The sequence below is a fragment of the Halomonas sp. KM-1 genome, from assembly GCF_000246875.1.
Taxonomy (GTDB): domain Bacteria; phylum Pseudomonadota; class Gammaproteobacteria; order Pseudomonadales; family Halomonadaceae; genus Halomonas; species Halomonas aerodenitrificans.
On record NZ_BAEU01000048.1, the window covers coordinates 16060 to 39200 of the forward strand.

Here is a 23141-nt window from a genome sequence, read left to right on the forward strand (position 1 = left end):
ATTGTCGCCTTGGCCAATGCCCTTGTCACCCCGAGTTGCGGCTGGCTGCCTCGCTCACTCGCTGTCCTGACAGTTGCCGCGCAGCTCGATGGCGTGGGCGATGCGCTCGATGCCTTGGCGATACGCCGCCCGGCGATAGGAGATCTCCTCCTGTTCGGCGCGCTCGAAGACCAGTTCGCTCTGGCGTTCGAGGTGCTCGGCCAGCCGCCGATTGATCTCCTCCTCCGGCCAGCGCTCGCCGCTACGATTCTGCACCCACTCGTAGTAGCTGACGATGACGCCGCCAGTGTTGGCCAGCACGTCGGGCAGTACCGGCACGCCGCGCTCCTCGAGCCGTTCGTCGGCACGGCTACTGACCGGCCCGTTGGCGATCTCGAGCAGCGCGCCGGCCTTGACCTGATCGACGTTGTCTTCATGCACCTGATTCTCCAGTGCCGCCAGCGCCAGGACGTCTACCTCCAGGGTGAGCAGCTCGTCGCGATCGAGCTTCTCAACGTCCTCGGCAATGCACACAGAATCGTCGCAGTAAACCATCTCGTGCAGCCGCATATTACGCTGCTTCTGCTCCATGATGGCGTCAGGATCGAGGCCTTCCTCGCTGTAGATAGCGCCCTTTGAGTCGGACACCGCAACGATGCGATAGCCCTGATCGTGGGCTAGCCGGGCAAAGTGATAGGCAGCATTACCGAAGCCCTGGATAGCCACTGTTATCTCCTCTGGCTTGCGCTTCTCGCGCGCTGCCCACAGGTCGAGCACGTGCAGGGCGCCGCGTCCGGTGGCGGCCACACGACCCAGCGACCCGCCCAGCTCGGGAGGCTTGCCGGTAATCGCGGAGGGTACCTTGCCACGGGCCAGGTGGTCGAACTCGTCGGCCATCCAGCCCATCACCGTGGCGTTGGTGTTTACGTCCGGTGCGGGAATGTCGCGGTCGGGTCCCATGATGTCGGCGATGGCGCGAACGTAGCCCCGGGCCAGTCGTTCCAGCTCCAGCTTCGACAGCTGCTTGGGGTCCACCTTCACGCCGCCCTTGCCGCCGCCGTAGGGCAGGTCGACCACGGCGCACTTCACCGCCATCCAGAAGCTGAGGGTGGTCACTTCCTCCTGATTGACGTCGGGATGAAAGCGAATGCCGCCCTTGGCCGGCCCCAGCGTCGTGTTGTACTGCACCCGCCAGCCGGGAAAGACCTTGAGGCGGCCATCGTCCATGCGCACCGGCACGCTGACCTGCAGCGAGAGGCTGGGCTGCATCAGTCGCTCCCTGGCATCGCCCTGGATGTCGATGGCTTGGCACACTTCCTCGAGGCGCGAGCGTGCGTCGTCGAACAGGTTGGCATGATCCGTTTGCCCAGACATCGGTTTCCTCCTGATGATGTGGCCTGTCGTTGCTTGATTCAGCGTAGCAGCATCGGGTGATATGTGAGCCAAAGGCGCAAGAACATAAAGCTTCAAACGGTTACATGCCGAAGCACTATCTTGAGCAGGAGACTTGGACAAGGAGGTCGTTGTGAGTCGATTGGCCCGAAGCGCACTGCTTTGGTGTGGTGGCTATCTGTTGTTGGCTCTGTTGCCCCTCGGCATCGCCGTTATCCGCCAGCCTGACGAAACGCGGGAGTTCGGTGCCGAACTCGGTGCCCTGCTGGGGCTGCTGGCGCTTGGCGTTCTTGCCTGTCAGGCGGTGATCTCGGGGCGGCATCGCTGGTTCGCCGAATCGGTCGGTCACGACAACATTCTGCAGTTCCATCGCCAGACCGGCATCTTCGCGCTGCTGCTGGTGCTGGCTCATCCGCTGGTGATGATCGCCACCCGCCCCGGCTGGATCGAGTATCTCGATCCCCGCGAGGATACCCTGCGCGCGATTACCCTCATACTGCTGGTGCTGGCCACGCTGATGCTGGTGGCAAGCTCGCTGTGGCGTACGCGCTTCGGGCTCTCCTACGAGTGGTGGCGGGCTCTGCACGGCGGGCTGTCGCTTTTCGTCGTCGCCGGTGGCCTGGGCCATGCGGTCATGGTGCAGCACTACACGGAAGGCATCTTCACGACGCTGCTGCTGGGCGCGGTGGTGGGGCTTGCGCTGCTGCTGGTGGTCGAATCGCGCCTGCTGAGGCCGTGGCGTCTACGCAAGTGTCCCTGGAGGGTGGTGGACAACCAACAGGAGCGTGGCGATGCGGCAACCCTGACCCTTGAAGCCGAAGGTGATCATCGTCTCGACTTCGCACCCGGACAGTTTTTCTGGATCACCCTGGGCGAGACACCGTTCTCGCTGCAGCAGCATCCATTCTCGGTGGCCTCGTCCAGTGAAGATGGCAAGCGCTTCGCGTTCACGGCCAAGCGCCTGGGTGACTTCACCAATACCCTCCCTGCGGTGCCGTCAGGCACACGCGCCTTCGTCGAAGGGCCCTACGGCGCCTTCATACCCGAACCGGACAATGCCTCCGGTGCGGTACTCATCGCCGGCGGTATCGGCGTCACGCCGATCATGAGCATCCTGCGCTCGCTGCGTGACCAGGGCGATACCCGGCCGCTGTGGCTGCTCTATGCCAACAAGACTTGGGAGGACGCCACCTTTCGCGATGAGCTGGCCGAGCTGGAGCAGACCCTCGATCTCGACGTGATCCACGTCATCAGCGACCCCGAGCCGGAATGGAAGGGGGAGAGCGGCAAGATCGACGAAGCGCTGGTGAAGCGTCGGCTCCCGCCGGACGACGGCCGCCGCGAATATTTCATCTGCGGCCCCGAGCCGCTGATGAATGCCGCCGAGAAAGCCCTGCTTGCCCAGGGGGCGGCGACCACGCGGATCTATTCCGATCGTTTCGACATCGTTTAGGAGAGGAGCATGCTGCACGTCATCGCCAAGTGGGCCGGCAGCGTGGCCAGCGGACTGTTGTTGCTGATCGTGGTGCTGCTGGCGCTATGGTTGGCAGGCCGGATCTGATGGGCTGAGCTGATGAGATGTGCCTGGCGCCCGGCGATGGGGGCTGGTCATGAGGCGTTGCACTCGGGCATGATCGAATTTTCGCCCTGACCGTGAGGCTCCCATGTCCCCCGAGAGCGCCTTGCTCTACTTCCTCGCCATCTTCGTCTTCGCCATTACCCCCGGCCCCGGAATCTTCGCCATCCTGGCCCGCGGCATGTCCTCCGGGGCGCGTGCCTGCTGGCCACTGGCGCTGGGCATGACGGTCAGCGACCTGCTGTACCTCATGCTGGCCTTTCACGGGCTGGCGGTGCTGGCCGAGCACTGGGGCGAGGCGTTCACCATGATTCGCTATGTCGGTGCCGCCTATCTCTTCTACCTGGCCTGGAAACTGTGGACCTCGCCCGTCGGTGAGGCCGACCTGTCGGCAGGTTCCCGGCGCGTCGACCTCGTGAAGGGGTTTCTGCAGGGCTTTCTCATCTCCGCTTCCAACCCTAAGGTGATCCTGTTCTACATCGCCTTCTTGCCGACCTTCGTCGACCTGGTGGCGCTGGCCTCCGGCGACATGCTGTTGACTGTGTCGCTGACGTTCGTCGGGCTCATGCTGGGACTGATGCTGGTCGCCGTGGGGGCCGCCAGCGCGCGCCGGTGGCTGCAGAGCGAGCGTGCCATGAAGGGGGCTAACCGCTCCGCGGGGGCGCTGATGGTGGCGGCAGGCGCTTTCCTGGTGGCCAAGGGCTAAGCGTCTCGAGGGCTGCGTCGCGGCGTACCGACGACCTCAGGCCAACCAGTCGCTGCGTTCGAGACGGTAGATACAGCAGAGGTCGTTGCCCAGGCGGCGCTGTTCGACGAAGCGAAAGCCCAGCCGCTCGTAGAAGCGATGGGCCCGACGATTGTCGGCGAGCGGATCGATCAGCACGGCGGAAACCCGGGGGTCGGCGAAGCAGTGCGCCAGGGCCAACTGCATCATGGTGGTGCCGTAGCCCTTGCCCAGCTCCTCGGGCTCGCCAATCCAGATATCGATGGCACGCAAGCCGTCGCCCACCTCGCCCCAGTAGCCGCTCTCGTCACGGGCGGGATCGAGTATCTGGATGAAGCCGATGGCGCGTCCTTCGCGCTCGGCGATGAACTGTTGGCAGCCTTCGGCCGGATGGGCCAGCTCGGTCTGCCACTCCCATTTGTCGTTGGGGTTGGCCGCAACGACATGGGGCTCGGTGTCCCAGCGCTCGAGCAAGGGACGATCCTCGGGTGTCGCGGGGCGCAGTCGCAGCCGCCGCTTGGCATTCACTTCCGTGTTGATTGGGTCAGTTTCCACCAGCGTCTCATTCCATCGAAAGAGCCTAGCCAAAGCATAGCAGCTGTCACACTCCGGTAAGCGTTTTGGCGTCGTCCACGAGTATGCTAGTGGGTTGAAGAAAGGCTGACCTTGTCGGCAAGAGAAGGGAGTTCACGAAGGGCTCGGCGAATCATGTCCTTGCGCTCCACCAGTTGGCTAGCCCTGTCTCGCATCGCATCACGCGTTTCTTCTGTGAGAGGTCGCTCTTGCCTCGCATTGACGAAAGAATCGAGCCAATCGAGCTGTGTGCAGAGATCCTGAAACTCACCCAGTCGCTCCTGGCGCTCTTCGAGCTGCTCGAGCAGATATTGGTAGGCATCCGGGGCCAACTCGGCAAGATAGCGGATGCGTTTTACCTGCTTGCGCAGTCGATGTATTGCAGCATCCGGAGTGGCGTCGTCGAGAGAGGTCAGCAGCGCATCATGGCGAGCCAATCGTTCGTGCAAGGCTCGATCGATCTGGGGCGTGCGTAGCCGTGCCAGCGCCTTGGTAAATTGCGGGGATGCGATGAGCTCCTGCCACGCCTGCATGTCTTGTGCGTAGCGTCGCCGTTGCAGATTTTCCCTGACTTTCCGGCGCACCTCCCGGGCTTGAGCCTGTAGCCAGACAACCATGGGTTCCAGCGATTCGCGGACTTCTCCAGCGGGCTGTCGGATCAGGTTCTCCAACATCACGTCCAGATCGCGCAATTCGCTGGTGACCCGTGCATGCCGACGCAGCCCTTTCAGTGCCCGGCGGAGCCCCGCTGTATCGAGCATGCTCAGCAGCGCCTCGCCTATCGCTCTGCTACGGCGTAGGTTGACTCTATATTGATGCAGGAACTCAGGGTCGTGCCCGGCGCTGACACCGGCCTCCAGGGATCGAATCATGCGGTACTGATACATTAGCCGCTGCTGGATGCGCGTGGGGGCCTTTAGCCTGCCGAGCTGTGGCGGCGCAGGCGCTTTACGCTGAAACAGGGTGTGGCTCACTTCTACAGGCGAGAGCGTGGAGCGGGTCTCTCCGGTGTGGTGGCCCAGGTCCCGCCAGGTATCGGTGGGCAGGGTGAGGTATATCAGCCCGCCGGTTGGCAGCCGTTTGGGAGCCTTGAGGCTCAAACGTTGGGCAAGTGCCAGCAGGGCAGGGTTGTGGCCTATCAAGGCGAGACGGTCATTACCCTCATCGAGGGCCTGTAGCCATTGGAGCAGCGCTTTCTCCTCGAAGGTGTAAAGCGCTTCATGGCCTTGGGCCCGCTTTGCCAGACCAAGTTCGGGTAGGGTGGTATCCAGGGCTTGCAACGTCTGCTGAGCGCGGAGGGCCGAACTGACGTGTAGCTCGCCGTCGAGGGCACCAAGGCGTTGCAGTGCCGGCGCCATGGCCACCGCCTGGCATTGGCCACGGGGGCTCAGCGGGCGCTGACGATCCTCGATATCGTCAGGCCGCATAGCCCGGGCATGTCGAATCAGAAAGAGATGCTTCATGGACGGATAGTCCCTGCTCTCAGCAGGTTGAGCGATCATTGTTTTTTGAAGTGTATCCTGCCGTGCCATCTGTCATCACGACAGTTCCATGACAATTGCCGTCCCTACTGTGACACATCACGTTACTCGCGCTTTTCGGGCCGGGGTGATTGTGACGAGCGCCGCCGCTCGCGCTCACGGCGGCGGTGGTGGGCCAGGGCATTGCCATTTGCCAGTTGGACCAGGAAATCGATCTCCTCGTCACTGAGCGGTTCGCGCTGGCGCCGTGGCATAGGGCTTCTCCTGTCGAAGCGCTAGGTCTCTCCGACGCTAACGACGGATGGTGACAGAGTGGTGACGATCCGAGCCGGGCGAACACGAAGCTGGTCAGCCTGCTTGCCGCAAGGCGTCTAGCAGCTCATCGTGCCGCTCGGCACGGGCTACCAGCAGGCTGTGCCATTCGGCAGGGTTGGTGTTGCCCTCGAGGTCAGTCACGACAAGACCCGCCTCCCGGGCGAAGACGATGCCGGCGGCCACGTCCCACAGGTCGAGCCTGGCGCCTTGAGACCAGAAGGCATCGAAGCGGCCAAGGCCGGTGTAGGCGATCTCCAGTGCTGCCGAGCCGGGGGTCCGAATCCCGGCCACGGCCGGCATCATTGCCGTGAGCTGGCGCAGGCTGGTAGGGCAGTCGCCCTTGGCATGATAGGGCAGGCAGGTGGCGAGGAGCATTTCCGGCATGGGGCGGGCCGGAGAGGCGACGACACGGCGGCTGCCCAGGTAAGCGCCTTGCCCATGAACCGCCCACAGCATCTCGTCGAGCAGCGGTTGGTAGACCACCCCGTGGGTCAGTTGGTCGCCCTGGCGCACGGCGATGGATACCGAGAAGTGGGGCACTCGGTGCAGGAAGTTGTTGGTGCCGTCCAGCGGGTCGATGACCACCACGACGTTACTGTCTTGAGCCGGTGTTGCGCCCGTTTCCTCACCTAGGAAACCGACCTCAGGATGAACGTTTCGCACGCTGTCGATGATGGCGTGTTCTGCCGCCCGGTCGTAGTCGGTCACGAAGTCCGAGGCGCCCTTGCACTGGAAGTCGATCGTGCCGGCGGCGCGGTAGCCCTCGCGCAGGATCTCGCCCGCTGCCTGAGCGGCTTGCTTGAGCGTATCGATCAGAGTGGGTGAAGTAACGTTTGTCATGCCGAGCCTCTTGGATCATGGCCAAAACCACTATGTTACTGCCTGCAGATGTCGGGAAATTGACACCTGCCGGTGTCTCACATGACTGGCGTCTGCTCCTTTTCATTGGCTTCGGGGGGTAATACCTCTGTCGCAGACGATACCGTCTGTTGGGTACTGGAGGCCGTCAGCGTGGTGAGTGGCACCGCTCTGGCGTTACCGCTCCCTGCTATTTGCATCCCTGCTATTCGAGCATAAAGCCCGGCCAGTTCGGCGGCCTTGGCGTCCTCGTGCCAGCCTGCCGCATGGGTCATGGCACGCTGCGCCAGTTCGCCGCGCAGCGCGTCATCGTCGAGCAGTCGGTTCACCTTGGCGGCGAAGTCGTCGAGATCCTCGTCGGCAATCAGGCAACCCGCACCGTCCACCAGCACGTCGCGGGTGCCCATCATGGCGGTGGAGACGACTGGGGTACCCAGCGCCATGGCCTCCAGCAGCACCAACCCCTGGGTTTCGGTGCGTGAGGCGAAGATGAAGGCATCGGCCGCACGGTAGGCGGTCTGCAGCGGGCCGTTGCGCCCCAGGTAGCCAAGAAAGTGCACGGCGTACTCCATGCCGATCTGCCGAGCCCGGCGTGCCAAGGCCGCTCGGGCCGGTCCTTCGCCAGTAATGATCAGGCGCGTATCGGGATGCTCGGCCAGCACCCGGGGCAGCAGGTCGATCAGAAAGGCGATGTTTTTCTCGAAGGCGAGGCGTCCGACGAACAACAGCAGCCGGGCGTTTTTCGGCAGATGGTAGCGGTCGCGGAAGTCATCGTCCTCGACGGGATGACGGAAGCGCTCCAGCGCCAACCCGGTGGGGATGACCGCCACGGGCGTTTTGACGCCATAGCGCAGGAGTGTGTCGTGCATGGCATGCGACGGTGCCACCAGCGCTGCCAGCCGGCGGCACTGCCACACCGAGAGGCGCCGAGCGAGGAAGCGCAGCCAACGGCTGGGTACGCCGCGAACATAGAGGGGGAGATACTCCTCGAACAGCGTGTGGTAGGTGGCCAGGGCCGGAATGCCCAGCCGCCTTGCCAGCGCCACGCCGGCATAGTGGGCGACGAAGGGTGTGTGAATGTGTACCAGATCGAAGTGCTCTGCGGCGAGCCGCGGCGCCAGCTTCATCACCTCGCGATAGTGCATCATGCGATCTTCGGGGGAGCCAGGAACGCCGCGCGAGGAGATCCTCAGTACGTCCGGTTCATCCACTTGCCCCACGGGATAGCCGGGGCAGACCAGGGTGACGGAATGGCCGAGCCTTTGTAGCGCATCGCGGAAGCTGGCAATCGAGGTGGCGACACCGTTGATGCGGGGAAAGTAGACGTCGGAAAGCATCAATATGTTCATGGTTCGGCTCTGCATGGCAGGATGCCTCACCATCCTGCGTCGTCCGAGTGACGCCATGGTGACAGTGTGATTCTCTTCCTGTCACGGTGAGAGCGGGCGCTTTTGCTCTCCCGCTCGGCTACCCCTTGGGGTATCGGCGTGTTATCCCCTTGTCACTTCGATGAGCCAAACTGGCACACTTCATTTTCATGTATCCACAAGGCTGCGAAGTGTCATGAGGGAAATGGAACAGTACGTCTATCAAAGTCTGAATGAAGCACGGGCGGCACTGGATGCCTTGCTAGATGATGGAGAGACCCTACGCACACTTGCAGCAGCTGGGCGGCAGCTCAGTAATACGTTTCGTCATGGTGGACGTGTATTCAGTTGCGGCAACGGCGGATCCATGTGCGATGCCATGCACTTCTCCGAAGAGCTGTCGGGCCGTTACCGGTTGCATCGCAAGGGGTTGCCAGCGGCTTCCATCAGTGACCCGAGTCACCTGAGTTGTGTCGGTAATGATTATGGCTATGATCGGGTGTTCGCTCGCTACTTGGAGGCTCATGGCCGTGAGGGCGATTGCCTGTTGGCCATCAGCACCAGCGGTACGAGTACCAATGTGCTCGCCGCGGCGGATTACGCAAGCCGCCATGGGATCCATATCATCGCGTTGACCGGTCGCCCCGGCTCTACGCTTAGCGAGCTGTCGGACACTGAGATTTGTACTCCAGCAGGGCAATATGCCGATCGAGTTCAGGAGTTGCATATCAAGGTCATTCACATTCTGATCGAGCTGGTGGAGCGGGAGCTGTTTCCTGAAAACTACTGACTGCTCGCCTGTTCACTTCTATGGCCATTTATCGGGTCCATCGAGATGGGCACAGCCGCTCTTGGTAACGCAACCGGTGTCATGCCCTTGTCACTGGACTGACGCAGGCTATGGGGCGTCTTGAAACCCAGGCTTGTGGAGGATGCCATGCACCTTGCCCTGTTCGACCTTGACGATACCCTGCTGGATGGCGACTGCAGCGCGCTCTGGAATGGCTGGATGGTAGAGCGTGGCTGGGTTGATGCCCCGGGCGAGTTTCTGGCCCATGCACAGGCCATGGATGCGGCCTACCATACTGGCCGGCTGCGTCTGGAGAAGTATCTGTCTTTGACCTTGGCTCCCTTGGCCGGGCGCCATGTGAATGAGGTTGACGCCGAGGTGGCGGACTTCGTCGCGGCGCGCATCCTGCCGCGGCTGTTTGCTCAAGGGCGGGCGCGCATCGCCGAGCACTGCGCTCGGGGTGAGACGCCGATGATCATTTCCGCTTCGTCGCGGCATCTCGTGGCACCGATTGCTGCCGAGCTGGGTATCGAGGCGGTGATCGCCGTGGAGCCGGCGCTGGAGAGTGGGTACTTCACCGGTGGCACTACCGGGATACTCTCCTACCGGGATGGCAAGATCGCTCGCCTCGAGCAGTGGCTGGCGGAAAAGGGCGCTGTCAGCCATCTGACGTTCTATTCCGATTCTCAGAACGACTTGCCGCTACTTGGCCGGGTGGACCGCCCGGTGGCGGTGAACCCCGATGCGGTACTTGCCGAAGTGGCTCGGGTAGAGGGCTGGGAGCGGCTGGACTGGCGACCGTGTGCGGCGCTGGTCGGCTGACTCTGCGTCTCGCTCAGGCTCGAACATTCCGCAGAGCCAACCAATGTTGCACTCTTGATCTCGTACTCCCTGGGCACGTTCTCTATAGTCGATCATTGTTGCCTGCTGGCTGACAGGGAGTGTTACATGAGTGATGCCTACTATCTGCGCCTCACCGATCATCTGCGTGAGCTGCTCAGCAACCCGGAGGCCTTCGAGGCGGGCCGCCTGCCCGCCGAGCGGACCCTGGCGGAACGCTTTCGAACCACTCGGGTTACTTTGCGCCAGGCTTTGGCTCACCAGCCGTCTCCCCCTACACCGTACGTTTGCCGCTCTTGCGGTTGAAGGGATGCAGCGCTTCGCGGCGTACGTAAAAGCGCAGGGTCTCGCCTTCCGCCACCGGAGGCTGGCCGGCGGTGCGAATCACGCTGGGCTGGTCGCTGCCGGCCAGGCGTACGTAGAGGTGGCTCTCGGCGCCGGCGGCCTCGAACAGCTCCAAGGTGGAGTCCACCACCAGGTGTGGGCCACTCGGGGCTTGCATGTGTAGGTCGTCGGGGCGAATGCCGACGATATCGGTACTCTTGGGCAGGTCCCCGAGTAAGCCATTGCCCCTCTCTCGCAGGTAGTCTAGCGGAATCAGGTTCATGGCCGGTGAGCCGATGAAGGTCGCCACGAAGATCGAGGCTGGGCGCGCATAGATCTCCATGGGGGTGCCGACCTGCTCGATGCGCCCGCCGTTGAGCACCACCAGGCGGTCGCCCAGGGTCATGGCTTCGAGCTGATCGTGGGTGACATAAAGGCTGGTGGTCTTCAGACGACGCTGGAGCTGCTTGATCTCCACGCGCATCTGCACCCGCAGCTTGGCATCGAGGTTGGAGAGCGGCTCGTCGAACAGAAAGGCGGCAGGCTCGCGCACCAAAGCCCGGCCCATGGCCACCCGCTGACGCTGGCCGCCCGAGAGCTGGCGCGGCTTGCGCGGCAGGAAGTCCTCGATTTCCAGCATGCGTGCCGCTTCCTGTACTCGTCGTTCGATCTCGCTGCGCTTGAAACCGCGATTCTTGAGGCCATAGGCCAGGTTGTCGAACACCGTCATATGGGGGTAGAGCGCGTAGTTCTGGAACACCATGGCGATGTCACGCTGAGCGGGCTCCAGGTCGTTGACTACACTGTCGCCGATCTCCAGGCGTCCCTCGCTGATCGTCTCCAGCCCCGCCACCATGCGCAGCAGGGTCGACTTGCCGCAGCCCGATGGGCCTACAAGGACCACGAATTCACCATCCGCCACTTCCAGGTCGATGCCCTTTACCGCCTGGACGCCGCCAGCATAGGTCTTCTTCAGGCCTTCCAATTTGATGCGTGCCATCTCACTTCTCCGTCTCGGTCAGGCCTTTCACGAACAGTCGCTGCATGAACAGGATCACCAGCACCGGGGGCAGCGCGGCCATGACCACCGCGGCCATCACCAGGTGCCATTGTGGGTCGCCGTCGGCAGCGGTGGTCATGCGCTGCAGGCCCATGACGATGGTGTAGTAGTCGGGGTCGGTGGTGATCAGAAGGGGCCAGAGGTACTGGTTCCAGCCGTAGATGAACATGATCACGAACAGCGCGGCGATGTTGGTCACCGACAGCGGCAGCAGGATGTCCTTGAAGAACTTCAGCGGCCCGGCGCCATCGACGCGGGCGGCTTCCAGCAGCTCTTCCGGCACCGTCATGAAGAACTGGCGGAACAGGAAAGTGGCGGTCGCCGAGGCGATCAACGGGATGGAGAGGCCGGCGAAGCTGTTGAGCATCCCGAGATCCGCCACCACGCGGAAGGTCGGGATGATGCGTACCTCCACCGGCAGCATCAGCGTGATGAAGATGATCCAGAAGAAGAACAGCCGGAACGGAAAGCGAAAATAGACGATGGCAAAAGCCGACAGCAGCGAGATGGACAGCTTGCCAAAGGTGATGGCCAGCGCCATCACCAGGCTGTTCCACAGCATCTGGCCTGCCGGGGGCGCCCCGGCGCGAGAGAGTCCGGTCTCCCACATGGCACGGTAATTGTCGAGGGCATGACTGCCCGGCACCAACGGCAGGGTGCCGCGCAGGAACTCGCCAGGCCCCTGGGTGGAGGCGACGATGGCAATGTAGACCGGGAACAGTACCAGGGCCACGCCAAGGATCAGAATGGAGTGGGCGAAAAGATTCCCCCAGGGTCGATGTTCGACCATGACGTTGTGTGCCTCTTGGGATCAGTAGTTGACGCGCCGCTCGATGAAGCGGAACTGGATGACGGTCAGCGCGATGACGATGGCCATCAGGATCACCGACTGTGCAGCTGAACTGCCGATGTTCATGCCCACGAAACCATCGGCGTAGACCTTGTAGACCAAGATGTTGGTCGCCTGGGCCGGACCCCCTTGGGTGGTGGCGTGAATGACGCCGAAAGTGTCGAACATGGCATAGACCACGTTGACCACCAGCAGGAAGAACGTAGTGGGCGTCAGCAATGGGAATACGATAGTCCAGAAGCGCTTGACCGGTCCGGCTCCGTCGATGGCGGCGGCTTCGATCAGTGATTGCGGGATCGACTGCAGTCCAGCCAGGAAGAACAGGAAGTTGTAGGCGATCTGCTTCCATGCTGCAGCAATGATCACCAGCAGCATCGCATCCGTTCCAGAGGTGCGGTGGTTCCAGCGGTAGCCCAGCATGTCGAGTACGTAGGGCACGATGCCGATGGATGGGTTGAAAATGAACCACCACAGCACGCCAGCAATGGCAGGGGCGATGGCATAGGGCCATACCAGCAACGTGGTATAAGCGTCGCGAGAGCGAAGCAGTCGGTTGACGGTTGCCGCCAGCAGCAGTGCCGCGCTCATCGAAAGCAGAGTCGTGCCGATGGCGAACACGGCGGTAACCGACAGGGAATTGAGGTAGTAGGCGTCGTCGAAGAGTCGGGAAAAGTTGGCAAGACCCACGAAACTGGAGCTCAGGCCAAAGGCGTCCTCACGCAGCAGCGACTGATAGAGCGCCTGACTCGCCGGCCAGATGAAAAAGACCAATGTGACGATGACCTGAGGGGCCAGTAGCGCGTAGGGCAGCCAGCGCCCGGGGAACGTCATGCGTTTGGTTTGCATGGTATTGCTCGGCAAGGCGAAGGAAAAAGGCGCCCCCACCACTGGGGCGGAGGCGCCATGGCTGTTTCTTATTGATTGGCCTGTTCGAAGTCGCGAAGGAGAGCGTTGCCGCGGCGAGCCGCATCGGCACTGGCCTGTTCCCCGCTCTTGCTGCTTGTCATTACCGCTTCCATCTCCTCGGAGATGATGTCGCGGATCTGCACGAAGTTGCCGAAGCGCAGCCCCTTGGAATTTTCGGTGGGCTCGTTGAGGGTCATTTGTTCGATGGAGATTTCGGTGCCCGGGTTTTCGGTATAGAAACCCTGTGACTCGCTCAACTCCCAGGCGGCATGAGTGATCGGCAGGTAGCCGGTTTTCTGATGCCAGTCGGCTTGCACTTCAGGCTGGGAGAGGTAATCGAAGAAGGCTGCTACGGCTGCGTACTCTTCTTCGCTGTGACCTTGAAGCGTCCACAGGGTGGCGCCACCGATGATCGAGTTCTGCGGGGCACCATCGACATCTTCGTAGTAGGGCAGCATGCCGTAGCCGATCGAGAAATCGGCGTTGGCCAGCACGCCGGCACGGGCTGCCGAGGAGCCGAAGAACATGGCGCATTCACCGGAATAGAACATCGGTGCTGCGTCGTTGCCCGGCCCCGGTCCACCCCAGCGGAATACGCCCTCGTCCTGCCACGCCTTCAGGTTGTCCCAGTGGCGGGCGACCAAGTCATTGTCGAAGACGAATTCGGTTTCAAGACCACCGAAGCCGTTCTCCAACGTTCCCAGCGGAGAGTCATGCATGGCGGAAAAATTCTCCAGCATGACCCAACTTGGCCAGGAGGTCGTGAAACCGCAGTTGGCGGCATCCTGTTCGCGCAACTGGCGCGAATAAGCTTCGATCTCTTCCCAAGTCTGCGGTGCGCCCTCGAGACCCGCCGCCTCGAAGGCGTCGCGGTTGTAATAGAGAATCGGAGTGGAAGAGTTGAAGGGGAAGGAGAGCATGTTGCCGCGGGTATCGGTGTAATAACCCACCACCGCCGGCAGGAAGGCCTCCCGATCGAAGGTGCGGCCATGGTCTTCCATCAACTGGTAGATAGGATAGACCGCGCCTTCCGCTGCCATCATGGTGCCGGTACCCACCTCGAATACCTGCAGGATATGCGGATGCTGGCCCGCGCGGAAGGCAGCAATGGCGCCAGTCATGGTCTCGGTGTAGTTGCCACGATAGCTGGGACGAACTCGATAGTCGTCCTGAGAGGCATTGAACTCTTCTGTAACGGCTTCGAGCATCTCTCCCAGCTCGCCGCCCATGGCGTGCCACCATTGAACTTCGGTAGCGGCATGAACGGAAAAGGACAGTGACGCTACGAGTGCACCTGACATGAAAGCGGTAGAGCGAGGCGACATGAGACTCTCCTTGGGTGATGTCGCCGATAACGCTAGGCTCGTAGCGTGTCAATCAGGTTTCACGAATATGAATAAGCATTGCATAGCGCTGTCATGGTGCTGTCATCTAAACGTTGCAATCTCGCCCTGACACCATTTCAGGGCTGACCATGACGACCTCCGACATCGAGGAGAGCGAGCTCAGAGCGATCATAGAAGGCGAGCGGCTCACGCCATGCTTCCAACCCATCGTCGATGTCGCCAGGCAGTGCGTGCATGGCTACGAGGCGCTGATTCGTGGCCCCGAAGGCTCCAGGCTGCACTCTCCGTTGGCCCTGTTCGAGATGGCCATTCAGTCGGGCCTGCTGGTAGAGCTCGATCTGCTGTGCCGCCGCCTGGCGATTGCCGCCTTCGTGCGGCTAGGCTTGCCCGGTAGGCTGTTCCTCAACGTGATGCCGTTGACCATCGTCGAGCGGGACTTCAGCGAGGGGTTGACCCTGGGCTATCTGCGCGACCATGGGCTGGCTCCCAATCGTGTCGTCATCGAACTCACCGAACATCTGCCGATCACCGATTACGTGCTGATGCGCCAAGCGGTGGAGCACTATCGCGACATGGGTTTTCAGGTTGCGCTGGACGACCTAGGGGCCGGCCATTCGAGTCTGCGCCACTGGGCCGAGCTGCGCCCCGACTTCGTCAAGCTCGACCGCCACTTCATCTCCGGCATCGATCAGGACCCCGACAAGCGGCAGTTCCTGCGCTCGATTCTCGATGTATCGCGCAGCCTCGGCTGCCAGCTGATAGCGGAAGGCGTGGAAACCGCCGAGGAGTACCGCTCGCTGTGGGAGCTGGATCGCAGCCTGTCGCTGCTGCAAGGCTACTACTTTGCCCGTCCCAGCCAGACCCCGTCGCGAGATATCGGCCGCTCACTGCCGGTCGGAGCCTCGGCCCGTCACGGACTGGTACGCAGCGCTCACACCATCATGAAGTCGCTGGCACCGATCGAACCGCAGATGCCTGTACTGGAGTTGAGCGGACGGTTTCGTGGCGAGCCGGGCCTGCGCTGTGTGGCGGTGGTGGAAAACGACAGGCCGGTCGGTGTGGTGCGGCGCAGCGAGTTTCTTACCCTGTTCACCAACCCCTACAGTCATGCCCTGTTCGCCAAGCGTCTGGTGCGGGACATGTGCGATTCACGCTTCGCCGTGGCCGTCGATGAAACGCCGCTGACCCTGCTCAGCCAGCAGCTCACCGACAGTGCGGATGTGCCCCAGGAGGATTTCGTCATCGTCGACGGCGAGGGCCGCTATCGCGGCATGGGTAATATCGTTGACCTGTTGCGCGAGATCACTGCCATTCAGGTGCGTCAGGCGCGCCATGCCAATCCGCTCACCGGTCTACCCGGGAACCTGATGATCAACGAGACGCTGAGCGAATGGCTGGAGCATGGCAAGGTCTTCACTGCCGTCTACTGCGATCTCGACAACTTCAAGGCCTATAACGACGCCTACGGCTATGCGCGGGGCGACCGGGTGATTCTGGCGCTGGCTCAGCTGCTCGATGAGCAGGTCGGCAAGACGGGGTTCATCGGTCACATCGGCGGTGATGACTTCATGCTGCTACTGGACGATGCCGGTTGGGAGGCGCGCTGTCACCGTATTCTGACAGCATTCGGCGCCATGGCGCCGGACTTCTACGATGCGGAGGATCGCCGAGCCGGCGGGGTACGGGTCGAGAGTCGGCAGGGCCGCGTGACGTTCTATCCCTTCGTCAGTCTGTCGCTGGCGGCAAGGCCGGTAAGTGATGGTCGCGGCTGTGACGTCCTGGCAATATCCGAAGATCTTTCGGAACTCAAGCAACAAGCCAAGCGACAAGCTGGCAACAGTCTGTTCATCGAGCGGCGCTGCCGGCACTGACGGCGGGCGTGTACCGGCCTCGCGGAGCGAGCGAGGCCGGTCGGCCGGCTGTTGCGTTATTCGGCGCTGAGCGAGAGCGTGAAGCTTCCGCTCTCGCTGTTGCCGTAGGCCCGGGCAGTGGCGCGGTAGGTGCCCGCCTCCAGGTGAGTGGCGATGCGCGAGTTCATCCCATCGCCACCGTCATCGTCGCTCAGAAAGAGCCCTTCGCCCTCGAGTTCGAGATAGGCGTCGAAATCGTCGGAATGCAGATCCAGACGATAGTCGCCGGCCTCCTCGATCACGATCTCATAGACGTTGCGTGCACCCGGCTCCAGCCACGCCTGCAGCGCGCGTCCGCTCTCCAGTTGCCCTTCACTGGCGAGTTCGTCGAGGGCGATGGCGGCCGCACGCAGCTCGAACAGGCCGCTGCCCTGGCCGCTGTGGCTGCGAGCCAGCACGGTGTACTCGCCGGCTTCCAGCGAGCGGATCAGCCGCGCGTTCAGCCCTTCGCCACCATCGTCATCGCTGGCAAAGACGCCATCGCCATGCAGCTCCAGAAAAGCATCGAAGTCGGCCGAGAGCATATCCAGCGTCACCATCGCCGGCGCCTCGAGAGTGAGCTGATACTCCAGGCCATTGCCGCTGAACCAGCCGAACAGCGGCTCGTCGATTGCCAGCTCACCGCTGTTGCGCAGCGTCTCATCGCTGGCCAGCTCATGGGGAGCCAGCTCCAGAGTATAGAGGCCGCTGTCCTGGCCGTAGGCGCTGCGCGCGGTGAGACGATACTCCCCGGGTTCGAGGAAATCGGCGATGCGGGCGTCCAGGTTTCCGGCGCTGTCGTCGTCCTCACGGCGATAGCCATTGGGGCCTTCGAGCACCAGGTAGGCGTCTACGTCGCTGGAGCGCATCTCGAACTGATAGAGGCCGCTCTCCTCGATGGTCACGCTAAAGGTGTCGCCACCGTCCTGCAGCCAGCCGTCGGCGCTGGAGGGCATGGCCAGCGTATCGCTGGTCGTCAGCTCCATCTCCCGGGTGGTGAGGGTGAAGGGGCCGTAGCTGTGCATGTCCTGACCGCTGACTACCACCACGTAGTCGCCGCCCTCGTCGATCCGGCGACGCAGAGAGGTTGCCGCCGAGACGTCGTAATACATGGGGCTCGCGCTGGTGGCGAGCAGCTGCAGCTCGGGATCGTAGAGCGAAAGCGTGCCGTGCAGAGGGCCGCCGAGCTCGATCTCGATCAGGGTTCCCTCTTCGACCGGTAGATGGAAACGCTCGAAGCGGCTGCCATCCTTGCCGTTGAGCTCGCTGGACGAGGTGAGTTCGCTGCGCAGTCGTTCGCCAAGTTGCAAGGCCGGTGTTGAGACGGTGTCGTCCGCTACGGCCTGATCGACAGTCGGGACGGGAGCGGTCGAGTTGCTCGGTACTTGCCAGCCAACGATCAAACCGATGGCGGCGCCGCCTAGGGCGGCAAGGGTAGTGGTGGAGGCGCGATTGGCCATGAAAGCGTCCTTGTTCGATGGCAAGCATCGGTAAGAGGGCCCGCGAGGGGTTACATTGCGTAACCATTATATGCCGGGTCTGCGTTGAGGGATATGTGCTGAATCGGCGCTTGCACTTCGCCAGGCGGCGACCACACTGGTGGCGTCATCACAACACGCAACGAAGGGGAGTCGGGATGTCTTCCACGGTTCTGATTACCGGTGCCAATCGCGGCATCGGCCTGGCGCTGGCGCGCCATTACAAGAAGGCGGGCTGGCGCGTGTACGGTGTCTGCCGCAGCACCTCGCAGGAGCTCGACGAGCTGGCCGATCAGGTCATCGATGGGGTCGACGTGACCCGCACCGAGGACGTCGCACGGCTGGCCGAGGCGCTGGCGGGGCAGCGTCTGGACTTGCTGATCAACAACGCCGGCCTGCTGCGCGATGAGTCGCTGGGCTCGCTCGATTTCGACACCATTCGCGAACAGATGGAGGTCAACGCCTACGCTCCGCTGCGGGTGACCGAGGCGCTGCTCGACAATCTCGGGGCGGGCAGCAAGGTAGCCAACATCACCAGTCGCATGGGGTCGATCGCCGATAACGACTCCGGCGGCCGCTACGGCTACCGGGCTTCCAAGGCGGCGCTCAACGCCTTCGGCAAGTCGTTGGCCATGGATCTCAAGCCCCGCGGCATTGCGGTGGCCCAGCTGCATCCGGGGTACGTGCAGACCCGCATGGTCAATTTCGGCGGGCTGATAACCCCCGAGGAAGCGGCAGCCGGTATCGCCGCGCGCATCGAGGCGTTGACCCTGGAGAACAGCGGGGGGTTCTGGCACAGCAACGGCGAGGCGCTGCCCTGGTAGTCGGGCGTCGAGCGGTTGGCACGACGAAGGCAGTCTTCGTCAATAACGTTGGCTAAAGTCGAAAATTTGTGTGTAGGCTAACGGTTTTGCCTGTCATCACCGGAGCCTGCCATGCCTGCCTTATCTTCCGCCGCTACATCGCCACCCGGCCCCAGGGAAGGTTGGTGGGTATTGGCGGCGACGACCTGGGTGCAGGTGTTATGCAGTGGCGGCATGCTGCTGGTGCCTACCTTGGCACCCCAGATCGCGGCGGCCTTTGGGGTAGCCACTAATCTGGTCGGCCTTCAGGTCAGCCTGCTGTATGGCGTGGCGATGCTGGCCTCGCTGCAGTCGGCGGTGGTGGCGCGGCGCCTGGGCGGCTGCCGGGCCAGCCAACTGGCGATGGCGCTGGTGATGGCGGGCTGCCTGATGGCGCTGCTCGGCACGCCGTTAGCGCTGCTGGCCACGACGCTGCTGCTGGGCCTGGCCTATGGCCTGACCAGTCCCGCGGCGGCGGAGCTGTTGACCCGCTTTACCCCCGCCGAGCGGCGAAATCTGGTCTACTCCATCAAGCAGACCGGCGTGCCCTTGGGCGGTGTGCTGGCCGGCCTGATGGCACCGCCGCTGGCAGCCATCTGGAACTGGCAGGCGGCCTTCCTGGCGGTCGGCACCGCCTGCCTTTTCACCTTGCTGCTGCTTCAGCTGCGACGCGCTTTCTGGGATGCGACGCGGGATGCCAGCGTGCGCATGCAGGGCGGCGGAAGCCTGACCGTGCTTCACCGCTCCCGGGCCATGCTATGGCTGGGTGCCGCCGGCTTCTGCCTGTCGGCGGCACAGCTTTCGCTGCTCAGCTTTGCGGTGGCTTACATGGTGGAGGAGCTGTTGCTGACTCTGGTGGCAGCAGGTGCCGTCATATCGATGGTGCACGTGGCGGGGGTAACCGGGCGCCTGCTCTGGGGCGCCCTGGCGGATCGCTTGAGGGCCAGTCTGCCGGTGCTTTTCGGCCTGGCAGCCGGCATCACCCTGGTGTTCCTGCTGCTGGCGCTACTGAGCGGCTCGCTTCCCATCTGGCTGACCATCGCTCTTATGGTGGTCGCCGGCGCCACGGCCGTGGGCTGGAACGGCGTCTACCTGGCCGAGGTGGCGCGGCGCTGCGAGCCGGGGGAAGTAGGCGAGGCTACCGCCGCCGTGCTAGTGCTGACCTATATGGGGGTGCTGGTGGGGCCGGCACTGTTCAGCCTGATCGTGTGGCAGAGCGATAGCTACGCCGTCGGGTTCCTGCTGCCGACGGCGACAGGCGCGCTGGCGGTGTTCTGCCTGCTGCGCTGTGCGCGCAGCAGCAGGGCGGTGGACGTCGATGGCTGAAGGGCGTTACCGCCCGATCCACTCCACCAGGCTGGTCTCGCCCAGCGCATGGCGCTCATGGCGAATACGGCAGCTAGCGGCATAGGGTAGGTCGAAGGCCAGGATGCGCGAGAGCGGCTGCTCGAGTACCTGGCGCAGTACGGCATTGGTCACGAACAGATGGCATACCACCAGCAAGTGGCTGCCAGTTGGCGTTTCCAGCAGCCCCTGCCAGGCCGCGCCCACTCGCTTGTCGAAAGCCTCGACGCTTTCTCCACCAGGTGGCGACGTCTGGCTGGGGTCGGCCCACAGGGCGGCCTGGCGATCCGTCTCCTTTTCAAGGGCACGCACTTCGGCGTGGGTCTTGCCCTCCCAGTCTCCAAGGTCCATCTCGGCGAGTGCTGGCTCTATCGTCACCGGCAGGTCGTATTGCTCACCCAGCCATAGGGAGAACTCACGACAGCGGGAGAGCGGCGAGGTAACGATGGCGTCCCACGGCGGATTTCCATCGATCAGCAGGTCGTTGATGGCAGTCTGCATCTGCTGCCAGCCCCGTTCGCTCAAGGGATGGTCGGTGGTGCCGCGCAGCATGCGGCCGCCCACCGGCTCACCGTGACGAATTAGGTCGAGAGTGATCACCTCGGCATTGGTAAAGCGCATGGTCGGTTTCCTGTCGCGGCGGTCAGATGATGGCGTGGCGCACCCGGGCGGAGATCCACTCCGAGGCGAGTACGGTGACGAAGATCATCACGAAGATGACGCTGACCTGATTCCAGGCCAGGCTGTTGATGGCGGCGTTGAGCTGTAGCCCGATGCCGCCGGCGCCCACCAGGCCCAGCACCGTGGATTCCCGGATGTTGATGTCCCAACGATAGACGCTGATGCCGGCAAAGGCAGGCATGACCTGAGGCAGCACGCCGTAGCTCATCACCTGCATGCGTCCGGCGCCGGTGGCGCTGATCGCCTCGACCGGGGTGGGGTGGATCTCCTCGATGGCCTCGTAAAGCAGCTTGCCGATGAAACCGATGGAGCGCAGGGCGATGGCGATGATGCCGGCCAGCACCCCAGGACCGAGAATGGTCACCAGCAGCATGGCCCAGATCAGCGAGTTGATGGAGCGCGACGAGACGATGATCAGCAAGGCGGCGCTGCGCACCAGCGGGTGCGGTGAGGTGTTACGGGCCGCCAGGAAGGCCACCGGGAAGGCCATGGCGATGCCCAGCAGCGTACCCAGAGTGGCGATGTTTAGGGTATCCCACATCGGCTTCCACAGCCGGTGGGCGTAGCTCCACTGTGGCGGCAGCATGCGGCTGATGAGATCGCTGCCCTGGCGGCCGGCGTCCTCGACGAAGACCCACATGGTATTGTCGGAGATCACCTTCCAGCACAGCAAGAATAGGCAGGCGCCGGCCAGCCAGCCAAGATAGCCCAGCCACTGGGCGCGGGTGGTGCGCAGGTGCCAGATGGGCGTGCCCTGCGGAGTCGTCGAGACGGGCATGTGTCAATCCTTTCAGACAAAGACAATGGGCGGCGCGCACACCGCCATCGCATCATTGGGTCCAGCGGCGGATGTAGCTCGAGCTGTACTCACACAACAGCACGATGGCGATGATGATCAAGAGTATTGCCGCCGAGGTGTCGTACTCGTAGCGGCTGATCGAGGTATTGAGGGTGGCGCCGATGCCGCCCGCCCCGACGATGCCGATCACCGCCGATTCGCGAAAGTTGATGTCCAGGCGGTACATCGAGAGCCCGATCAGGCGCGGCATCACCTGGGGTTGTACGGCGTGGTTCATGGTCTGCCACCAGTTGGCCCCGGTGGCGCGAACCGCCTCGACCTGACGCCAGTCCAGATCCTCGATATCCTCGGCCAGCAGCTTGGCCATGAAACCGATGGTGGCGAAGGCCAGCGTGATCATGCCGGCCAGGGGGCCGAAGCCGAACATCACCACGAACAGAATGGCGATGATGATCTCCTGGAAGGTACGCGACACGGTGATGATGCCGCGGCACAGGTAGTAGATGGGCCAGGGTGCGATGTTGCGCGCAGCGCCAAGTCCCACCGGGATCGATAGGGCCACGCCGATCACCGTCGAGGTGACGGTCATGGTCAGGCTTTCGAGAATGCCATTGATGATGTCGCCGCGGCGGCTGACGAAATCAGGCTGGGTGAAAGCGGCCAGGAAGTTCAGCCCGCGACCGGCGCCCTCGGCGACCCGAGTCCAGTTGACCTCCACCGAGGCCAGTGCCAGTACCAGATAGACGGCAAGGCCCACGACCAATCCCCAACGCAACTTGGGGTTCTCGATCAGCGGCAGCCGTCGCCACTGGCCTGCCTGGGCCTTTGCCTGGCGGCTCATGAGGCGCCACCACTGGCCAGCGTGAGTCGGGAAGCCGGTACCTCACGCGGCGGTGTGCTCTCGCCGATGTCGTCCTGAACTCGGGTATCCCACTCCTCCTCGCCATAGATGGTCGTGAGGGTCTCCGCGTCCAGCTCATTGGGCTTACCGTCGAAGACGATCTCGCCGGCACGCAGGCCAACGATGCGATCGGCGAACTGCTGGGCGAGAGCCACATCGTGAATGTTGATGATGGCGGCCAGATTGCGCTCGGCACACAGCTCGCGGATCAGGCGCATGATCTGACGCGAGGTCTTGGGGTCGAGGCTCGCAGTGGGCTCGTCCACCAGCAGCAGGCGCGGGCTCTGGATCAGGGCCCGGGCGATACCCACCCGCTGGCGCTGGCCACCGGAGAGTGCGTCGGCACGCTTGTCCATGGCGTGCGGCAGGCCGACCCGGTCGAGCAGGCGGAAGGCTTCGGCAATGTCTTCCTGTGGGTAGCGACGCGTGAAGCTGCGCCAGAAGCCGACGTAGCCGAGCCGTCCCGAGAGTACGTTCTCCATCACCGTGAGGCGATCCACCAGAGCGTACTCCTGGAAGATCATGGCCATGGAGCGGCGTGCCCGGCGCAGCGCCGCGCCGGAGAGTCGGGTCAGCTCGGTGTCCTCCAGGCGGATGCTGCCGCTGGTGGGTTCCACCAGACGATTGACGCAGCGAATCAGCGTGCTCTTGCCGGCTCCGGAGGGGCCGATCAGCGCCATGACCTGGCCGCGTGGCAGGGTCAGGTCGATGTCGGTCAGAGCGCGGTCCCCTGTGGGGTAGCGCTTGGTGACCTGGGATAGAGTCAGCATGGTGCAGCTCCCTTCTTTCATGCACGGAGCAGCCGGGGCGTTTCCCCGGCCGCTCT

General features: G+C 63.2%; 23 protein-coding genes. 8 read left to right on the forward strand and 15 right to left on the reverse strand.

The window, feature by feature from the left end; translation table 11 throughout:
- Positions 1-54: 54 nt before the first annotated feature.
- Entirely contained in the window at positions 55-1353 is a 1299-nt protein-coding gene (locus tag B8115_RS04580) for a Glu/Leu/Phe/Val dehydrogenase (protein WP_010626578.1), read from the reverse strand.
- A gap of 151 nt (positions 1354-1504) precedes the next feature.
- On the opposite strand from B8115_RS04580, the gene B8115_RS04585 reads away from it, so the two are divergent.
- The gene (locus B8115_RS04585) at positions 1505-2824 is read left to right on the forward strand and encodes a ferric reductase-like transmembrane domain-containing protein (RefSeq protein WP_035590035.1); all 1320 of its coding nucleotides are present in this window, start codon (positions 1505-1507) and stop codon (positions 2822-2824) included.
- A gap of 211 nt (positions 2825-3035) precedes the next feature.
- The gene (locus B8115_RS04590) at positions 3036-3653 is read left to right on the forward strand and encodes a LysE family translocator (protein WP_010626580.1); all 618 of its coding nucleotides are present in this window, start codon (positions 3036-3038) and stop codon (positions 3651-3653) included.
- A gap of 36 nt (positions 3654-3689) precedes the next feature.
- Here the strand turns inward: B8115_RS04590 and B8115_RS04595 are convergent, their stop codons facing one another.
- From B8115_RS04595 to B8115_RS04610, 5 genes are all read right to left on the reverse strand, one after another.
- Positions 3690-4226: a GNAT family N-acetyltransferase gene (locus B8115_RS04595; protein ID WP_010626581.1), complete on the reverse strand. Its 537-nt coding sequence runs from the start codon at positions 4224-4226 to the stop codon at positions 3690-3692.
- An 86-nt stretch (positions 4227-4312) separates the two neighbouring features.
- A complete protein-coding gene (locus B8115_RS04600) occupies positions 4313-5707 on the reverse strand; it encodes a CHAD domain-containing protein (RefSeq protein WP_158409635.1) in 1395 nt (464 codons plus the stop codon).
- Between the two features lie 122 nt (positions 5708-5829).
- Positions 5830-5979 (reverse strand): hypothetical protein, encoded by a 150-nt coding sequence (locus B8115_RS23555; RefSeq protein WP_158409636.1) that lies wholly within the window; start codon positions 5977-5979, stop codon positions 5830-5832.
- A gap of 94 nt (positions 5980-6073) precedes the next feature.
- A complete protein-coding gene (locus B8115_RS04605; protein WP_010626583.1) occupies positions 6074-6880 on the reverse strand; it encodes an inositol monophosphatase family protein in 807 nt (268 codons plus the stop codon).
- A gap of 77 nt (positions 6881-6957) precedes the next feature.
- The gene (locus B8115_RS04610) at positions 6958-8247 is read right to left on the reverse strand and encodes a glycosyltransferase (RefSeq protein ID WP_051004598.1); all 1290 of its coding nucleotides are present in this window, start codon (positions 8245-8247) and stop codon (positions 6958-6960) included.
- A 223-nt stretch (positions 8248-8470) separates the two neighbouring features.
- Between B8115_RS04610 and B8115_RS04615 the strand changes: the two genes are divergently transcribed.
- The 3 genes from B8115_RS04615 (at position 8471) to B8115_RS04625 (ending at position 10201) form a co-directional block, all read left to right on the forward strand.
- The gene (locus B8115_RS04615; protein ID WP_010626585.1) at positions 8471-9055 is read left to right on the forward strand and encodes an SIS domain-containing protein; all 585 of its coding nucleotides are present in this window, start codon (positions 8471-8473) and stop codon (positions 9053-9055) included.
- Between the two features lie 147 nt (positions 9056-9202).
- The gene (locus B8115_RS04620) at positions 9203-9877 is read left to right on the forward strand and encodes an HAD family phosphatase (RefSeq protein ID WP_010626586.1); all 675 of its coding nucleotides are present in this window, start codon (positions 9203-9205) and stop codon (positions 9875-9877) included.
- 126 nt (positions 9878-10003) lie between these two features.
- Positions 10004-10201 carry a GntR family transcriptional regulator gene (locus tag B8115_RS04625; protein WP_010626587.1) on the forward strand — a complete coding sequence of 66 codons (198 nt, stop codon included), beginning with the start codon at positions 10004-10006 and terminating at the stop codon, positions 10199-10201.
- On the opposite strand, the gene B8115_RS04630 is transcribed toward B8115_RS04625, so the two are convergent.
- The 4 genes from B8115_RS04630 to ugpB all read right to left on the reverse strand — a co-directional run bounded on the left by B8115_RS04630 (position 10170) and on the right by ugpB (position 14360).
- Positions 10170-11219 (reverse strand): sn-glycerol-3-phosphate import ATP-binding protein UgpC, encoded by a 1050-nt coding sequence (locus tag B8115_RS04630; protein ID WP_010626588.1) that lies wholly within the window; start codon positions 11217-11219, stop codon positions 10170-10172. The two genes, B8115_RS04625 and B8115_RS04630, sit on opposite strands and share 32 nt — an antisense overlap.
- A gap of 1 nt (position 11220) precedes the next feature.
- Positions 11221-12069 carry a sn-glycerol-3-phosphate ABC transporter permease UgpE gene (gene ugpE / locus B8115_RS04635; RefSeq protein WP_010626589.1) on the reverse strand — a complete coding sequence of 283 codons (849 nt, stop codon included), beginning with the start codon at positions 12067-12069 and terminating at the stop codon, positions 11221-11223.
- Between the two features lie 21 nt (positions 12070-12090).
- The gene (gene ugpA / locus B8115_RS04640; protein WP_010626590.1) at positions 12091-12975 is read right to left on the reverse strand and encodes a sn-glycerol-3-phosphate ABC transporter permease UgpA; all 885 of its coding nucleotides are present in this window, start codon (positions 12973-12975) and stop codon (positions 12091-12093) included.
- Positions 12976-13043: 68 nt separating this feature from the next.
- Positions 13044-14360 (reverse strand): sn-glycerol-3-phosphate ABC transporter substrate-binding protein UgpB, encoded by a 1317-nt coding sequence (ugpB, locus tag B8115_RS04645; RefSeq protein ID WP_051004599.1) that lies wholly within the window; start codon positions 14358-14360, stop codon positions 13044-13046.
- A gap of 149 nt (positions 14361-14509) precedes the next feature.
- Here ugpB and B8115_RS04650 point away from each other — a divergent pair, with 149 nt between their 5' ends.
- Positions 14510-16252 (forward strand): bifunctional diguanylate cyclase/phosphodiesterase, encoded by a 1743-nt coding sequence (locus B8115_RS04650; protein WP_010626592.1) that lies wholly within the window; start codon positions 14510-14512, stop codon positions 16250-16252.
- Between the two features lie 56 nt (positions 16253-16308).
- Here B8115_RS04650 and B8115_RS04655 read toward each other — a convergent pair whose 3' ends face one another.
- On the reverse strand, positions 16309-17730 hold the full coding sequence (locus tag B8115_RS04655; protein WP_010626593.1) for a hypothetical protein: 1422 nt from the start codon (positions 17728-17730) through the stop codon (positions 16309-16311).
- A 176-nt stretch (positions 17731-17906) separates the two neighbouring features.
- Between B8115_RS04655 and B8115_RS04660 the strand changes: the two genes are divergently transcribed.
- Both B8115_RS04660 and B8115_RS04665 read left to right on the forward strand, forming a co-directional pair.
- On the forward strand, positions 17907-18572 hold the full coding sequence (locus B8115_RS04660; protein WP_010626594.1) for an SDR family oxidoreductase: 666 nt from the start codon (positions 17907-17909) through the stop codon (positions 18570-18572).
- Positions 18573-18683: 111 nt separating this feature from the next.
- Positions 18684-19916: an MFS transporter gene (locus B8115_RS04665; protein WP_083861773.1), complete on the forward strand. Its 1233-nt coding sequence runs from the start codon at positions 18684-18686 to the stop codon at positions 19914-19916.
- 6 nt (positions 19917-19922) lie between these two features.
- Here B8115_RS04665 and B8115_RS04670 read toward each other — a convergent pair whose 3' ends face one another.
- The 4 genes from B8115_RS04670 to phnC are packed head-to-tail and all read right to left on the reverse strand — an operon-like array spanning position 19923 to position 23085.
- Positions 19923-20555 (reverse strand): histidine phosphatase family protein, encoded by a 633-nt coding sequence (locus B8115_RS04670; protein WP_010626596.1) that lies wholly within the window; start codon positions 20553-20555, stop codon positions 19923-19925.
- A gap of 22 nt (positions 20556-20577) precedes the next feature.
- Entirely contained in the window at positions 20578-21393 is an 816-nt protein-coding gene (gene phnE, locus B8115_RS04675) for a phosphonate ABC transporter, permease protein PhnE (protein WP_010626597.1), read from the reverse strand.
- 52 nt (positions 21394-21445) lie between these two features.
- Entirely contained in the window at positions 21446-22255 is an 810-nt protein-coding gene (gene phnE, locus B8115_RS04680) for a phosphonate ABC transporter, permease protein PhnE (RefSeq protein WP_010626598.1), read from the reverse strand.
- Positions 22252-23085, reverse strand: coding sequence for a phosphonate ABC transporter ATP-binding protein (phnC, locus tag B8115_RS04685; protein ID WP_010626599.1), 834 nt, complete (start codon positions 23083-23085; stop codon positions 22252-22254). The genes phnE (B8115_RS04680) and phnC overlap by 4 nt, the downstream gene beginning before the upstream one ends.
- Between the last annotated feature and the right edge of the window lie 56 nt (positions 23086-23141).